Here is a 15,529-nt window from a genome sequence, read left to right on the forward strand (position 1 = left end):
CAGTTTGAAAAAGGGATTCATTTTGGCGCAATTGTACTTTTACTATTCAGCAATGAATGCGGGTAAATCTACCTCTTTATTACAATCTTCCTATAACTACCGTGAGCGCGGTATGAATACGTTAGTGATGACGGCTTCTATCGATGATCGATACGGTAAGGGCAAAGTAGCTTCGCGGATTGGTATTGAGACTGAGGCGCAGGTTTTTAGCCGTGATGACAACTTGATTGAAATGATTACCGCTGCCCATCAAGTGAATCATCTGAGTTGTGTGTTGGTAGACGAATGCCAGTTTTTAACTAAAGAACAAGTCAAACAACTTACATATATTGTTGATAATATAGATATCCCTGTATTGTGCTATGGATTGAGGACTGACTTTCAAGGTGAGCTTTTTAGTGGTAGCCATTATTTATTAGCTTGGGCAGATAAATTAATTGAGCTAAAAACCATTTGTCACTGTGGTCGCAAAGCGAATATGGTGGTGCGGCTAGATGGTGAAGGAAAAGTCATGCGCGAAGGTGAGCAGGTCGCAATTGGCGGTAATGAAAGTTACGAATCGGTATGCCGTAAACATTTTCGTGAGTTTATTTGGGATTAATCTAAGCTCGGTTAGCACTTAACCAAAATATAAGAATTTTTGTGCTAACCACTTTGAGGCTTGCTGCCAAGTCATTAAAATATGGTGAGATATAACACATATAATCCATCATCCAAGAGCAGTTAGATCTTGTTCGAGCAAGGTAATAAGAATGTATCGCGGCGATACACTCAGATAAGCATAAGTGTGAGTTTTGCCGTTGTACTTCATGTTGATGTATTAAGCATAAGTTGGGAAAAATCCCACGTAGAAAGGATGTGTTAAGTGATTTTTTGGAGCCGTTTTGCCTAATTCTACGCAAGAAATGCAATTTGAAAACTATCGTCCTCGTCCGCCACAACCCGAGCCTAAGGCAAAGCGTGAGCGTAAGCCTAGATCTAAAGGGCGTGCTTGGTTTCTATTATTTATTCTTGTTTTTTGTTTAGCGATTTTGATTGGTCAGGAGGTCAAAACCTCTTATTACCAGTCTAAGTATATTCACCAATACGCTAAAACTCTGACCTATGAGCTGAAAAACGAGCCTACTCAGTCGATTATCTATCCAAGTTATGGCCCCTTCGATGAGCGTCATGGCTACAGTAAGTTGCCACAATATATTGATCGCTTATTGCAACGTAATTTCCAAGTGACACAGCAGGTTGAGTTTTCTCCTGCGTTGCAGGAATACGCCCAGATAGGATTTTTCCCGCCTTACCATGAGAAAGCACAATCGGGTTTGACTTTGCTTGACTGTCGCAATACCGATCTCTACGAGTTCACTTATCCCAAACGTGTGTATCAGGATGACGATAAAATCCCGAATGAAATCGTCAATACTTTGCTGTTTATTGAAAACCGCGAGTTGTGGACCACAGAGCCAAAACTAAATCCGGTGATTGATTGGCCACGTTTTATTGTGGCGGGGATGAGCCAAATCGCTGAAATGGTGGGGATGAATGTCTCAACCGCGGGTGGCAGTACACTGGCGACGCAAATTGAAAAGTTCCGCCATTCTTCTCAGGGATTAACTTTAAGTATCAAGGATAAATTGCTGCAAATAGCCTCAGCAACAGTGCGAGTGTACCAACAGGGAGAAATCACTGAACCTGCCCGTAAACGTATCATCCAAGATTACTTAAACACAGTGCCTTTATCCTCAGCCCCTAACCACGGTGAAGTGCATGGCATAGGTGACGGCCTATGGGCTTGGTTTGGTACTGATTTCGATACAGCAAACCAACTGTTGTCTTCCCCTCAAATTAAAGCGAATACAGCCAAACGTGGCCAAGTGTTTCGCCAGGTGGTAGCACTGATGATTGCTCAGCGTCGTCCTTCCTATTACCTATTACAGGGACATGAAGATTTGGAGAATCTAGTTGATAGCCATATCCGTTTACTCGGCCAATATTATCTGATTGACCGTAAACTCAGGGATGCCGCACTAGGACAAAAATTACAGTTTAAAGTCGCTAAACCTCAGCGTAATACCCAATCGGGCGCAGACAAGGGCGTTAACACTATCCGTATTCGTACAGCGGGTATGTTGAATGTCGGCTTATATGATTTGGACCGACTCGATTTAACCGTGAATAGTAGTCTACACAGTGAGTTACAACAGCAAGTAAGTAACTACTTACGCAGCCTTGGGCAAACTTCAACGGCTGAAAAAGTCGGACTTTTAGGTGAGCGTTTACTCGAACCTAGCCAACTGCAAAACGTACTCTACAGTTTTACGCTGTATGAAAAAACCGCCACGGCCAATCGTGTACGGGTACAAACAGACAGTACTGACCAACCTTTCGATATTAACGAAGGTAGTAAGTTGGAGCTTGGGTCGACGGCAAAGCTTAGGGTGCTCGCGACTTACCTTGAGATCATTGCTGAAATTCACGATAAGTATTCGAAAAAGCACGGCATTGAGTTGGAGTCGATTGTGATTGAACCTCGCGATCATCTCACGCGCTGGGCGATTGACTATTTGATTGTCAATCCCGATAGGCGCCTTGATCGTATGCTCGATGCTGCGCTGCAACGGGAATATTCCGCCTCACCTAATGAGCAGTTCTTCACCGGCGGTGGTTTGCATGTATTTAATAACTTTAAGAAAACGGAAGATCTTAAGGTTCCGACCATGTATCAAGCACTGCAAGACTCGATCAACTTGCCCTTCGTGCGCTTAATGCGTGACATTGTCAACTACAGCAGCAGTATGCAAAACGAAGGCAATATGGCGCGTTTGCTGCGCAATGATAAGGATCCGCGCCGAGAGGAATATCTGCGGGTATTTGCTGATCGTGAAGGCAATACCTTCGTGACTAAGTTCTACCGTAAATATAAGAAAGTGGCACCCAATGAGCGTTTAGAACTGTTTTTCGATGGTCAAACCCAAGCGGAACAACAACTCACTGCGGCTTATCGTTATTTGCAGCCTAATGAGTCTATCACCGTCTTTAAGGCCTTTTTACAGCAGCGGCTACCACAAAATAGTTACACCGATAAGCGCATCAAAGAGCTGTATAACAAGTACGGCCCCGAAAAATATAACCTCCCAGATCAAGGTTATATCGCGCGGGTGCATCCGCTTGAACTATGGGTACTCGATTATTTGAATCAACATCCTGAAGCTAACCTCAACGATGTGAAAGAGGCCAGTAAAGATGAGCGTCAGGAAGTCTATCGCTGGCTGTTTAGAACCCGACATAAAAACGCAAGGGATGTGCGAGTACAAGTAATGCTGGAGGTCGAAGCTTTCCTTGATATTCATCAGCGTTGGGCGCGTTTAGGCTATCCCTTTGAATCTATGGTGCCTTCTTTAGGTTCGGCGCTCGGTAGCTCGGGAGATAGACCTGCTGCTTTAGCGGAATTAATGGGGATTATTCAAAACGATGGTTATCGTTTACCGACGGTGCGGATTAATCAATTGCACTTTGCTGAAGGTACGCCCTATGAAGTACGGCTCGAAAACCAAAATACCCAAGGCGAACGAGTGATGCGTCATGAAGTCGCCCAGGCGTTAAAGGCGGCGTTGGCAAATGTCGTTCAAAACGGTACTGCACGACGTCTTAAGGGTATCTTTACCGATGATAACGGCGAGATGCTGGCCATTGGCGGTAAAACGGGTACGGGCGATAATCGTATTGTGACCCATATGCAGCAGGGCCGAAAAGTCGCTACCACGGCGATGAACCGTACTGCGACTTTTGTGTTTTACTTAGGTGATAACTACTTCGGCACCTTAACTGCCTTTGTGCCGGGCAGTAAGTCCGATGATTTTAGTTTTACCTCGGCGCTGCCATTACAAGTGATGAAAGGGATGATGCCTATTCTGGCGCCTTATGTGAAATCATCAAAAGGCATGTGCGTGCGGGATGAGTAATGACTCACTTTTGCAATATGTGTTTTTGAAACATAAGCATTGTAATGCGAGTTTGCAGTTCCTTAGATAAAGTAAACCCCGCAGCCGTGAACCGGTTTGCGGGGTTTTTATTGGCACCGACAGGCTTATTCGTCGGCGTTAATATATTGCTTGCGGTCTAAATCGTACTTACGCATCTTGTCGTACAAGGTTTTGCGGGGCAGTTCGAGTTGTTCCATGGTTTGCTTAATACTGCCCTTGTTATGACTTAAGGCCTCTTCAATCAAGACTCGCTCAAAAAACTCAACCCGTTGCAGTAAGGACATACTGGTATGCAGACTCGGTGCATTACCTAAGCTGCCAGCGAAGGCGGCTTCACCACCGAGTAACACATAACGCTCAGCGAGGTTTCTAAGTTCGCGCACATTACCCGGCCAATCGTGGGAGGTAAGGATGGCATTTTGCTCGGCATTGAGGGCAATCAAGGCCTTGTGATAGCGCGCTGATGCCATACGAGCAAAATGTAAGAACAATAAAGGGATATCTTCGCGGCGATCCCTGAGTGGTGGAATTGGCACAGTCACCAGATTCAAGCGATAGAGCAAGTCTTGGCGGAATTCCCCAGTGTCACATAGGGACTTTAAATCCACTTTAGTGGCGGCAATCACCCGAATGTCCAAATGGATGCTTTTATTGGAGCCTAGGCGTTCGACCTTGCGATCTTCGAGCACCCGCAGCAGTTTGACTTGTAACGACAGCGGTGTACTTTCGATTTCATCTAAAAAGAGTGTGCCACCATTAGCGTACTCAAACTTACCTATCCGTAGCTTATCGACGCCGGTAAACGCGCCGGCTTCGGCACCAAAGAGTTCGCTCTCAATTAAATTTTCAGGAATAGCGCCGCAGTTAATAGCGACAAAGTTGGCCTGATTGCGACTACTGTGGTCATGCAGATAGCGGGCGACCAATTCTTTACCCGTGCCAGTTTCACCTTCGATAAGCACATCTGCGGGGGTGTCGATAACTTGGTCGATAATATGGCGCATACGCAAAATGCCGACGCTGTGGCCTAATATTCTTGGCCCTGGCACGTTATGGCTTTCTAACTCTTTCTTTAACTTGCGGTTTTCGAGGGTGAGGCTGCGTTTATCCAAGGCACGTTTCACCACATCTAACATATGCTCGTTGTTAAAGGGTTTTTCGAGAAAATCGTAGGCACCTTGCTTTAACGCATTGACTGCCATAGCGATATCGCCAAAGCCAGTGAGCAGTACGACGGGTAAATCGGGATCCTGCTGGCGAATTTGCTGCATTAGGCTGATGCCATCGAGTTGCGGCATATTCACATCTGAAATCACCACACCTGTCCAGTCTCTATCAAGGAGTTTAGCAATGCCTTTAGGATCGGTGGTGGCAAAGGCTTTGATGCCTTCAAGCTCAAACAGTTGTACCAGGACTGTGCCAATATGGGGCTCATCGTCGATGATCAGTACGCTATAGTCTTGAATTGAATTGGGAAGACTCATGATGACTGGCGTTCCTCAGCTAAATAAATCGGTAAAATAATGTGGAAAATTGCGCCGCCGTCCTCGGCATTGGCAACATTAATCTGCCCCTGCATAGACTCAATAATGCGCTGGGAAATGGATAAACCTAGGCCAAGTCCTGTACGCTCGCTAGTGGTAAAATAAGGCTCAAAAATTTTCTCCATTTGGCTTTCGCGTACTCCAGGGCCAGAATCTTGAATACTGATACAGAACTTATCTTGGCAGTTTACCCTAATACTCAGTGTGCGTTTTGGAGATTGCTGCATAGCGACTACCGCATTGCTGATAATATTGACAAACACTTGCTGCAAGCGCACTTTGTCGCCCCAAACCTGATATTGGCCTTCAGGTAGCAATACATCGAGTTCAACCCCTTGTTTGTCGATTTCGGGCTGCACTATGGTCAGAGCTTGTTTTATACAGCCCTTAAGATCGGTGGCACTATCCGCACCTTTGCTCTTACGGGTAAAGCTTTTAAATTGCCCAACAATATCGGCTAAGCGGTCGGTCAGCTCAATAATAATTTTCAGGTTATCCAGTGCCTTATCTTGCATATTGCGGGTAAGGAAAGTTTGAGTATTTTGCGCGTAGCTGCGAAGGGCCGCTAAGGGCTGATTAAGCTCATGATTGATACTGGCGGATAAACTACCAATCACGGTCAGCTTAGCGGCTTGGATCAGTTCATCTTGGGTATCTTTTAGACGATCATTTGCCTGCTGCAGATCTTGGGTACGCTCCTCGACCCGTTGCTCTAACAAACTTTGTGCTAATTGCATACGCTGCAAGTTACGGCGTCGCTCACTGCTAAAGAGTAAACCTAAGGCAAGCAGCAAGTAGATAGATGCCGATAGCAGCATCAGTGCGGGTAAAGAGTCATGTAGCGGTTTTAATGGTGCAAGAATATGTACTCGCCAACCCGCTTTAGTCATCAAATGGTGGGTATCCATATATTGCGCTTGATTATTGCCTTGGCGGATTTGGTAGATATGGCCGCTGCTGAGGCTATTTTCTTGATATTGCGGTTTTATTAATAGTTCACCTATCGGGCGTTCAGCGTAACGCTTTGAGGCATTTAAGGAATATTGTTTGGCCTGAGTCAGTGGTGTGAGTGAGGTTAAGCGCCATTCATCCACACTTGAAATAAACACGATATCGTCGGGATCGCTGATTAAAAATTGGTATTGGCCAGCCATTGCAATACTGGTGCTTTGCTGTTCAATATCGGCGATATCCACTTTCACAATAATGGCGCCCAGAATGCCTTTTCCGCCTTGCTGATAAATAGGATAAGAAAAGTAAAAACCGCGTTTATCCGAGCTAGTGCCCACCGCATAGTAGCGGCCTAAATTGCCCGAAATCGCATCGGTGTAATAGGGTCTGAAGGAGTAGTCTTTGCCGATAAATGAAAATGGCTGTTGCCAGTTGCTGGCTGCGACTGCAATGCCGAGGGCATCGATAAGATAAATATCAGACGCCTCTGTTACATGCTGAATTTCCTCTAAATACAGGTTGAGCTCTTGCACCTTCTTGGCATTTTGTTGATCGTTGAGCACATTGGCGAGCATGGGATTGGTTGAGAGTACATGAGGGATGCTTTCATAACGTGACAGGGCGCCATCTAAGAAGCTGACTAGCTCTTTGAGTTGTTTCTCAGATTGTTGTTGGATGTCTATTTTTCCCTGATAAAAATGCACCCAGTACGTTAATTTTAAGATGGCAAACAAACCCGCAAGTAGCACTATGGTCATGAATAGACGTTTTTTGGCTTTAGGCGTCATGGGCAACATAGCAGGCGATCCTGATCCACACTGAATAAAACAAAGCGAGCCTGAGTAGGCTCGCTTAAAAACTATCTAGAATCAAGGAATAATCTTTATTCCTGAAGATTAATATCCATTAAGCTTATCCAGTAATTCTGGCAAGAATAGCGAGATTTGTGGCACGTAGGTGATCAGCGCCAGGAAGGCCAACATCAGTGCTAACCATGGCAGTACGGATTGGATCACCCAACCAATGCTGCGGCCAGTGATCCCCGCAGTCACAAAAAGGTTAAGCCCAACAGGCGGCGTTAGCATACCAATCTCCATGTTGACCACCATAATGATGCCTAAGTGGATAGGATCAATACCGAGTTGAGTGGCAATCGGAAATAGAATTGGTGCCATAATTAACACGATCGCTGATGGCTCCATAAAGTTACCCGCCGCTAACAGCAGTAAGTTAACAATGATTAAGAAGCCCCAAGCGGGTAGCCCCATCCCCACAATATACTCGGCAATAATATGCGGGATACGTTCAGTGGTGAGCACGTGTGCAAACAACATGGCGTTGGCAATAATAAACAGCAGCATGATGCTGACCTTGGCACCATCACGCACCACATGGCGAATTTCTTTGTCGATTGGGGTTTTTATCAGCCCCAGCACCATATGACCTAAGTTACGAGCGATCGCGCTTGGGATGGCTTCATTAGGGTTACGCCATGCAACATTTTTCAATGGACCAATATCACGATATCCAAATACCGCAATAAGGTAAGCATACATACAGGCCACGGCAGAGGCTTCAGTTGGGCTGGCTACACCACCGTAGATTGAACCTAACACGATAAAGATCAGCGCCAGACCGCCTAAGGCTTTGGCACTGGAAATTCCCAGTTGCTTAAAGCCAGGGAAGGGACGTGATGGCAGATTCTTAAAACGGGCGACGATATAAATCACTATCATCAGTAGGAAACCCATCATTAAGCCTGGGATTAAACCCGCCATGAACATTTTAGCCGCAGAGACTTCTGTCGCCGCTGCATATACTAGCATCACGATTGAAGGTGGGATCAAAATCCCTAAAGTGCCAGAGGTGGTAATTACCCCTGAAGCAAATTTTTCGGGATAACCTGCTTTTACCATGCCAACGATAACAATTGAGCCAATCGCGGCTACTGTCGCTGGGGAAGAACCTGAAACCGCGGCAAATAACATACAGGCCATCACAGAGGCCATAGCTAAACCGCCACGGATATGGCCGATACTATCCATTGCAAAGTCGATGATCCGCCTTGCCACGCCACCTGTTGATAGGAAAGCCGAGGACAGAATAAAGAAAGGGATCGCCAGCAGGGTATAGTGCTCTGACGATGACTCATAAAGTTTTAATGCCACAGAGGCGAGGGAATCGTTGGAAAAGAATAAAATCGTCAGCATGCTCGAGAAACCTAACGCAATTGCGATAGGCATACCTAAAAACATACAGACGAGTAGGGCAGTAAAGAGGGTCGCAATGGCCATTACTTCGCTTCCTTATTGTCTGTTTCTTGTTGTGCGTGCTGAGCAGCTTCATCAATTAAATGCATGCTTTCTTTCGCTTCATCGGCAAATTGGAATCCAGAGACTTGGTTGCGCAGGATAGCGATAAACAGTTCTAAGAAACGCCAAGTCAACATGCTAAAACCAATCAATAGAATGCTTTGGGATAACCAAATTGGCACAGCGCCGTCTTCAATATCAATTTTTAATGTGTTCCAAGCAAAGTCAGGATCTAAGCTGTTTAACAAAAACTTAGGGAAATGAATATCTTCCATCGGAACGCCAATTTGGTACATCTGCGACAGATATTGCCAGCTACCTTTTAGAAATAGTCCGCAATAAGCCAAGCAAATCAATGCTGTCACTAGAGATGTGAGCTTTTTAGCTTTAGGTGGTAGATTTTTTACAAACGCATCAACACCGATGTGAGCGCCGACTTTCACCCCATAGGACATACCAAAGAGTACAAACCAACCACACAGGGTTAAGGTGAGTTCTTGGATCCATAAGAAACCGGTATTGAAGAAAAATCGTGCCACTACCTCTGTAAACACTAAGAGTGTCATTAAGGTGATCAAGAGATTGAGCACCCCTTCTTCAAAGTAACCAAAAATTCGCGATATCACAGCTGTACTCCCCTCGCTTAAATACCGCTTAACCTCAAAATGAGATTAAGCGGCTTATTTCATTATTATTTATTTGCAGCAACAGCGGCTTCAATCACATCTTTACCGACTTGGTCTTCAAACTTAGCCCATACTGGTTTCATCACATCAACCCATTGTTGACGTTCTGCTGGGGTTAAGGTCACCAATTGAGAACGTTTTGAATCAAGGATTAATTGCTTGTCTTCGTTATCTTTTTCTGCAGCGATCTTGTTACCTAAAGCGATAGATTCGTCTAATGCTTCTTTGATCACTTTACGTTTGTCCGCAGGTAAGCTTTTCCAAAAGGCATCAGAGGTCACGACCATGTAATCCAATACGCCATGGTTACTTTCTGTAATATGGCTTTGAACTTCATAGAATTTTTGTGAGTAAGTGTTAGACCAAGTGTTTTCTTGACCGTCGATTGCGCGGGTTTGTAGCAGGGTGAACACTTCTGAGAATGGTTTTTTCACTGGGATAGCGCCAACTGCATCAAACTGTGCGGCTAATACGTCAGATGCCATTACACGGAATTTTAAGCCTTTAGCATCAGAAGGTTGCTTGAGTGGTGCGTTAGCAGAAAACTGCTTCATACCATTGTGTAAATAGCCTAAACCCACAATCCCTTTGCGGCTCATTGAGTTGAGTAATGCTTGACCGGCTTCACCCTGTTGGAAACGGTTTACTGCATCCATGTCATTGAACAGGAAAGGCAAGTCGAAAACTTGTAAGCGTTTGGTGTAACGTTCAAATTTTGAGAGTGAAGGTGCTACAAATTGCACATCGTTTAGCAATAGTGCTGCTAACTCGTTGTTATCCCCAAATAACTGTGAGTTAGGAAATACACTGACCTTGTATTCACCCGGTAAACGTTGCTCAACGAGTTCTTTAAACTTCAGTGCCATTTGGCCTTTGGGCGTATTTTCTGCCACAACGTGCGAAAACTTAATTTCAATCGGTTCTGCAAATACGTTAAAGCTGGTTGCGAATACGGAGGCAACGGCGAGCATTTTGACTAAGGTTTTGAGTGGACGGGTCAATCCAGTTTGTTGATTCAATGTCATTTTGAGTTCCTTTTTCTGTTGTTAGGATTTGTCCTCAGCCTTGGTTAGTTTGTTACCAAGTGTGAGTAGGAATACAGCCTTGATTTCCCTGAGGTCTGTCTTAATAAAGGCAAATACCACGCCAACTTACGATGGATTCTGTAAGTGTTTGGTTAATAAAGTGTAGTTCATTTGACGTTTGTCACACTTTTAGTTTTGTGGGTGAGATCTCGCTCACGTTGATTTTGCCTATGGGTGGAAATCCACCCAAACTGCATTTTGTGAGATATGAGCTGAGGTTTTTAGCTTGATGATTAACTGAGCAAAATAAGTTGCTTTTAGATCAAAAGCTGTTTGAAAAATGACTGAGGAGCAGGGGATGGCTGAGATGACGAAGAGGAAGCAATGCGGGAGTCAGCCGTGATCTTCGCCTATTCTTTTTAAGATCTCATCACTTGGGAGTAACTCCAAGTGTCCACGTTCATCGAAATACCAGCCAGTAATAAACCCTTTTTGGCGCATACTCACAAGGTTTTGCATGACCTCACGGGCTTCTCTTAAGGCAGTTTGCTCGTCACAGGCATGAGTATGTTTAAGATAAGCGGCGATATTGGTGAGGGATGCGGATTGACTGACGCTAGCCATAGTGCTGATCTCCAAATAGCTCAAGACAATGGATCAGCGCGTTTTAGCCAAAATCAGGGTAAATGCTAGGTAATGGACTCAATTAACGTCATGCTGATTTAGAACAAGCATAGTTGAGATACTAAGGCGGTAAAGTTTTTGAGGTAAATATGGTGGTCGCTACTGGGATCGAACCAGTGACCCCCTCCTTGTAAGGGAGGTGCTCTCCCGGCTGAGCTAAGCGACCCGGGGTAAATCAGTAATGCAGAATATGGTGGTCGCTACTGGGATCGAACCAGTGACCCCCTCCTTGTAAGGGAGGTGCTCTCCCGGCTGAGCTAAGCGACCCGGGGTGAATCAGTAATGAAGAATATGGTGGTCGCTACTGGGATCGAACCAGTGACCCCCTCCTTGTAAGGGAGGTGCTCTCCCGGCTGAGCTAAGCGACCGGAATTCTTTCAATACAAATTTTTATGTCATTCACAAATATGGTGGTCGCTACTGGGATCGAACCAGTGACCCCCTCCTTGTAAGGGAGGTGCTCTCCCAGCTGAGCTAAGCGACCTGGGAATGACTACACAGTGAGGTTATATGGTGGTCGCTACTGGGATCGAACCAGTGACCCCCTCCTTGTAAGGGAGGTGCTCTCCCGGCTGAGCTAAGCGACCCGGGTATATAACAACATGTAAACCATGATTAAATTTGCATTTAACACATGGTGGTCGCTACTGGGATCGAACCAGTGACCCCCTCCTTGTAAGGGAGGTGCTCTCCCAGCTGAGCTAAGCGACCTCTGCTGTGTGGAGCCGTATTATAGGGAGGTTCGATCGGGTGTCAACGCTTTTTAATGAAAAAAGCATTGGTCGCGCTATTTTTGTTCGCATTGACTTAATGTTAATCATGCGCTCATTTAAAGTGTTACTTTATTGGGCAATTTAAGATTGAGTGATTTAAGCAAGCTTTGTATATCAGCCCATAGTGAATGTTACCGCGCAAATAACCACTATACTTTATCAGGTTTTCATTATCGACGAGACGATGGATTTTTAGGTCGGTTATAGGGCATGAGTTCAACAGCGTTGGTATACATTTATGATCCTGAGTCGAGGTGAGTGAGCGCGTTTAGTTTCTATTATGATTGGTCAGCTAGCGATATCTATATCGAATTAATACATCGACTTTTGTGTTATCTGTATTATCAGCGGATATGTTCCATTTGCAGCGCAGACTTAGGCTGCTAGAATAAGCCCACTTTTTATCGTGATTGTCTTTATCTAGACGACTTTATATAGGTTAGTGTCCCACTATGACAACTAAGACGCGTTTTGCCCCTAGCCCAACAGGCTTTTTGCATGTGGGCGGTGCCCGTACTGCACTTTATTCTTGGTTACAAGCCCGTGCCAATAACGGTGAGTTTGTTTTACGTATCGAAGATACGGATATTGAGCGTTCTACTCAGGCCGCTTGTGATGCCATTTTAGAGGGCATGAACTGGTTAGGTCTAACGTGGGATGAGGGCCCGTACTATCAAACTAAGCGTTTTGATCGTTATAACGAAATCATCGCGCAAATGTTAGAGCAGGGCACAGCCTATAAATGTTATTGCTCGCGTGAACGTATCGATACGTTAAGAGAAGCACAAGCGGCAAATGGCGAAGCACAAAAATACGATGGTTGCTGCCGTGACTTGCCGGCGCGTGATACTGATGAGCCTTTTGTTGTACGTTTTAAAAACCCTATCGGTGGTTCAGTCGTATTTGATGACCATGTTCGTGGCCGTATCGAATTCTCAAACGACGCGTTAGATGATCTGATCATTGCTCGTACCGATGGTGTACCTACCTATAACTTCTGTGTAGTGGTAGACGATTGGGATATGGGGATTACCTGTGTAGTGCGTGGTGAAGACCATATCAACAACACGCCACGCCAAATCAACATCCTTAAAGCATTGGGTGCACCTATTCCTGAATACGCCCACGTATCAATGATCTTAGGGGATGATGGTGCCAAGCTATCTAAGCGCCATGGTGCGGTAAGCGTGATGCAATACCGTGATGATGGTTATCTGCCTGAAGCACTGCTTAACTATTTAGTACGTTTAGGTTGGTCACATGGCGATCAAGAAGTGTTCTCTTTAGAGGAAATGAAGCAGTACTTTAAGTTAGATGATATTAACAAAGCCCCTTCAGCCTTTAATACCGAAAAACTGGTTTGGTTAAACCAACACTATATTAAGACGCTTGATCCTGAATATGTGGCTTCCCACTTACAGTGGCATATGGACGATCAAAAGATTGATACGTCAAATGGTCCAGCTTTATCAGCTGTAGTGACAGCATTAGCTGAACGTGCCAAAACGTTAAAAGAGTTAGCTGCATCTAGCCGTTACTTCTATGAAGATTTTGCTGAGTTCGATGCCGAGCAGGCGAAAAAGCATCTACGTGGTGTGGCACTTGAGCCATTACAATTAGTGCAACAAAAGCTAGCGGCATTACCGGAGTGGACCGTTGAAGGTATCCACCAAGCGATTGAAGCCACCGCTGCGGAATTAGAAGTGGGTATGGGTAAAGTGGGGATGCCATTACGTGTCGCTGTGACCGGAGCAGGGCAGTCTCCAGGCTTAGATATCACCTTATTCTTAATAGGAAAGGCACGCTCTGAGCAAAGAATATCCAAAGCGATTGAATTTGTAGCAGATAGAATAAATTCCTAAAAAACGAGTTGACACATTTAGGTGCGCTGCATAGAATGCGCCTCGCAGTTGAGACACAGACGAGCAAATGCTTGTAGTGCACTTAAATGTGGTTTAATAAGTTTGGGGCTATAGCTCAGCTGGGAGAGCGCTTGCATGGCATGCAAGAGGTCGACGGTTCGATCCCGTCTAGCTCCACCAAACTTACCGCCGATATTAAGCGAGAGTTTTTAACGAAATTCAAATTAATATGTCCTTGTGTCCCCTTCGTCTAGAGGCCTAGGACACCGCCCTTTCACGGCGGTAACAGGGGTTCGAATCCCCTAGGGGATACCACTATGTTTTACGACATAGTGCTCCTACCAAATAGCTAACGAGTTGTCTGGTAAGAACAAATCTAAATTTCTGCGATATACTGAGTTTCAGTTTTGTCGAAAGAGTTTGGGGCTATAGCTCAGCTGGGAGAGCGCTTGCATGGCATGCAAGAGGTCGACGGTTCGATCCCGTCTAGCTCCACCAATTTCGCCATATTAAGCGAGAGCACTGTTAGTCATAATAGTTGTCAAATTAATATGTCCTTGTGTCCCCTTCGTCTAGAGGCCTAGGACACCGCCCTTTCACGGCGGTAACAGGGGTTCGAATCCCCTAGGGGATACCACCCTATCTCTAATAAGATAGAGTGCATCACAAATGACTAACGAGTTGTTTGAGATAAATAGCAAGACCTCAGTTATGAGGGAAAACATAAGTCCTTGTGTCCCCTTCGTCTAGAGGCCTAGGACACCGCCCTTTCACGGCGGTAACAGGGGTTCGAATCCCCTAGGGGATACCACTTTCATCACAAATGACTAGCGAGTTGTTTGAGATAAATCGCAAGACCTCAGTTATGAGGAAAAACATAAGTCCTTGTGTCCCCTTCGTCTAGAGGCCTAGGACACCGCCCTTTCACGGCGGTAACAGGGGTTCGAATCCCCTAGGGGATACCACTCTATCTCTAATAAGATAGAGTGCATCACAAATGACTAACGAGTTATTTGAGATAAATAGCAAGACCTCAGTTATGAGGAAAAACATAAGTCCTTGTGTCCCCTTCGTCTAGAGGCCTAGGACACCGCCCTTTCACGGCGGTAACAGGGGTTCGAATCCCCTAGGGGATACCACTCTATCTCTAATAAGATAGAGTGCATCACAAATGACTAACGAGTTATTTGAGATAAATAGCAAGACCTCAGTTATGAGGAAAAACATAAGTCCTTGTGTCCCCTTCGTCTAGAGGCCTAGGACACCGCCCTTTCACGGCGGTAACAGGGGTTCGAATCCCCTAGGGGATACCACTCTATCCCTAATAAGATAGAGCGCATCGCAAATGACTAACGAGTTATTTGAGATAAATAGTAAGACCTCAGTTATGAGGAAAAACATAAGTCCTTGTGTCCCCTTCGTCTAGAGGCCTAGGACACCGCCCTTTCACGGCGGTAACAGGGGTTCGAATCCCCTAGGGGATACCACTTTCATCCCAAATGACTAACGAGTTGTTTGAGATAAATAGCAAGACCTCAGTTATGAGGAAAAACATAAGTCCTTGTGTCCCCTTCGTCTAGAGGCCTAGGACACCGCCCTTTCACGGCGGTAACAGGGGTTCGAATCCCCTAGGGGATACCACTCTATCTCTAATAAGGTAGAGTGCATCACAAATGACTAACGAGTTGTTTGAGATAATTAGTTGAAGACAATAA

9 protein-coding genes and 16 tRNA genes are annotated in these 15,529 nt (G+C 45.3%); 13 read left to right on the forward strand and 12 right to left on the reverse strand.

Annotated elements, in window-relative coordinates:
- Positions 1-22 precede the first annotated feature (22 nt).
- Complete coding sequence (locus KXJ80_RS09570) at positions 23-601, forward strand: thymidine kinase (protein WP_037420539.1); 579 nt, start codon at positions 23-25, stop codon at positions 599-601.
- A 283-nt stretch (positions 602-884) separates the two neighbouring features.
- Positions 885-3,956, forward strand: a complete 3,072-nt coding sequence (locus KXJ80_RS09575; protein ID WP_218678863.1) for a transglycosylase domain-containing protein — start codon at positions 885-887, stop codon at positions 3,954-3,956.
- A 125-nt stretch (positions 3,957-4,081) separates the two neighbouring features.
- On the opposite strand, the gene KXJ80_RS09580 is transcribed toward KXJ80_RS09575, so the two are convergent.
- From KXJ80_RS09580 to KXJ80_RS09635, 12 genes are all read right to left on the reverse strand, one after another.
- The gene (locus KXJ80_RS09580; protein ID WP_037420542.1) at positions 4,082-5,461 is read right to left on the reverse strand and encodes a sigma-54-dependent transcriptional regulator; all 1,380 of its coding nucleotides are present in this window, start codon (positions 5,459-5,461) and stop codon (positions 4,082-4,084) included.
- The gene (locus tag KXJ80_RS09585; RefSeq protein ID WP_218678862.1) at positions 5,458-7,269 is read right to left on the reverse strand and encodes a sensor histidine kinase; all 1,812 of its coding nucleotides are present in this window, start codon (positions 7,267-7,269) and stop codon (positions 5,458-5,460) included. Before KXJ80_RS09585 ends, KXJ80_RS09580 begins: the two co-directional genes overlap by 4 nt.
- A 99-nt stretch (positions 7,270-7,368) precedes the next feature.
- On the reverse strand, positions 7,369-8,766 hold the full coding sequence (locus KXJ80_RS09590) for a TRAP transporter large permease (protein WP_037420547.1): 1,398 nt from the start codon (positions 8,764-8,766) through the stop codon (positions 7,369-7,371).
- Positions 8,766-9,410, reverse strand: a complete 645-nt coding sequence (locus KXJ80_RS09595) for a TRAP transporter small permease (protein ID WP_037420550.1) — start codon at positions 9,408-9,410, stop codon at positions 8,766-8,768. Before KXJ80_RS09595 ends, KXJ80_RS09590 begins: the two co-directional genes overlap by 1 nt.
- 65 nt (positions 9,411-9,475) lie before the next feature.
- Positions 9,476-10,495 carry a TRAP transporter substrate-binding protein gene (locus KXJ80_RS09600; protein ID WP_037420553.1) on the reverse strand — a complete coding sequence of 340 codons (1,020 nt, stop codon included), beginning with the start codon at positions 10,493-10,495 and terminating at the stop codon, positions 9,476-9,478.
- A 393-nt stretch (positions 10,496-10,888) separates the two neighbouring features.
- A complete protein-coding gene (locus tag KXJ80_RS09605) occupies positions 10,889-11,119 on the reverse strand; it encodes a hypothetical protein (protein WP_011073026.1) in 231 nt (76 codons plus the stop codon).
- Between the two features lie 150 nt (positions 11,120-11,269).
- Positions 11,270-11,345: transfer RNA gene (locus KXJ80_RS09610), tRNA-Val, on the reverse strand.
- 25 nt (positions 11,346-11,370) lie between these two features.
- A tRNA-Val gene (locus tag KXJ80_RS09615) sits at positions 11,371-11,446 on the reverse strand.
- Positions 11,447-11,471: 25 nt separating this feature from the next.
- Positions 11,472-11,547 (reverse strand) — tRNA-Val (locus KXJ80_RS09620).
- Between the two features lie 40 nt (positions 11,548-11,587).
- Positions 11,588-11,663 (reverse strand) — tRNA-Val (locus KXJ80_RS09625).
- A gap of 27 nt (positions 11,664-11,690) precedes the next feature.
- A tRNA-Val gene (locus KXJ80_RS09630) sits at positions 11,691-11,766 on the reverse strand.
- A gap of 48 nt (positions 11,767-11,814) precedes the next feature.
- Positions 11,815-11,890: transfer RNA gene (locus KXJ80_RS09635), tRNA-Val, on the reverse strand.
- Between the two features lie 514 nt (positions 11,891-12,404).
- Between KXJ80_RS09635 and gltX the strand changes: the two genes are divergently transcribed.
- The 11 genes from gltX to KXJ80_RS09690 all read left to right on the forward strand — a co-directional run bounded on the left by gltX (position 12,405) and on the right by KXJ80_RS09690 (position 15,455).
- Entirely contained in the window at positions 12,405-13,814 is a 1,410-nt protein-coding gene (gene gltX, locus KXJ80_RS09640; RefSeq protein ID WP_259474686.1) for a glutamate--tRNA ligase, read from the forward strand.
- A gap of 104 nt (positions 13,815-13,918) precedes the next feature.
- Positions 13,919-13,994: transfer RNA gene (locus KXJ80_RS09645), tRNA-Ala, on the forward strand.
- A gap of 59 nt (positions 13,995-14,053) precedes the next feature.
- Positions 14,054-14,129: transfer RNA gene (locus KXJ80_RS09650), tRNA-Glu, on the forward strand.
- 107 nt (positions 14,130-14,236) lie between these two features.
- A tRNA-Ala gene (locus tag KXJ80_RS09655) sits at positions 14,237-14,312 on the forward strand.
- A 63-nt stretch (positions 14,313-14,375) separates the two neighbouring features.
- Positions 14,376-14,451 (forward strand) — tRNA-Glu (locus KXJ80_RS09660).
- A 98-nt stretch (positions 14,452-14,549) separates the two neighbouring features.
- Positions 14,550-14,625, forward strand: a tRNA-Glu gene (locus KXJ80_RS09665).
- Between the two features lie 78 nt (positions 14,626-14,703).
- Positions 14,704-14,779 (forward strand) — tRNA-Glu (locus KXJ80_RS09670).
- 98 nt (positions 14,780-14,877) lie between these two features.
- Positions 14,878-14,953: transfer RNA gene (locus KXJ80_RS09675), tRNA-Glu, on the forward strand.
- A 98-nt stretch (positions 14,954-15,051) separates the two neighbouring features.
- Positions 15,052-15,127, forward strand: a tRNA-Glu gene (locus tag KXJ80_RS09680).
- Between the two features lie 98 nt (positions 15,128-15,225).
- A tRNA-Glu gene (locus KXJ80_RS09685) sits at positions 15,226-15,301 on the forward strand.
- 78 nt (positions 15,302-15,379) lie between these two features.
- Positions 15,380-15,455 (forward strand) — tRNA-Glu (locus KXJ80_RS09690).
- Positions 15,456-15,529: the final 74 nt, after the last annotated feature.

It is taken from the genome of Shewanella xiamenensis (assembly GCF_024971755.1).
Lineage (GTDB): Bacteria > Pseudomonadota > Gammaproteobacteria > Enterobacterales > Shewanellaceae > Shewanella > Shewanella xiamenensis.

Coding starts and splice junctions, on each gene's coding strand:
- KXJ80_RS09580 (WP_037420542.1), bottom strand. CDS start 5,461: ATGAGTCTTCCCAATTCAATTCAAGACTATAGCGTACTGATCATCGAC.
- KXJ80_RS09585 (WP_218678862.1), bottom strand. CDS start 7,269: ATGTTGCCCATGACGCCTAAAGCCAAAAAACGTCTATTCATGACCATA.
- KXJ80_RS09590 (WP_037420547.1), bottom strand. CDS start 8,766: ATGGCCATTGCGACCCTCTTTACTGCCCTACTCGTCTGTATGTTTTTA.
- KXJ80_RS09600 (WP_037420553.1), bottom strand. CDS start 10,495: ATGACATTGAATCAACAAACTGGATTGACCCGTCCACTCAAAACCTTA.
- KXJ80_RS09605 (WP_011073026.1), bottom strand. CDS start 11,119: ATGGCTAGCGTCAGTCAATCCGCATCCCTCACCAATATCGCCGCTTAT.
- gltX (WP_259474686.1), top strand. CDS start 12,405: ATGACAACTAAGACGCGTTTTGCCCCTAGCCCAACAGGCTTTTTGCAT.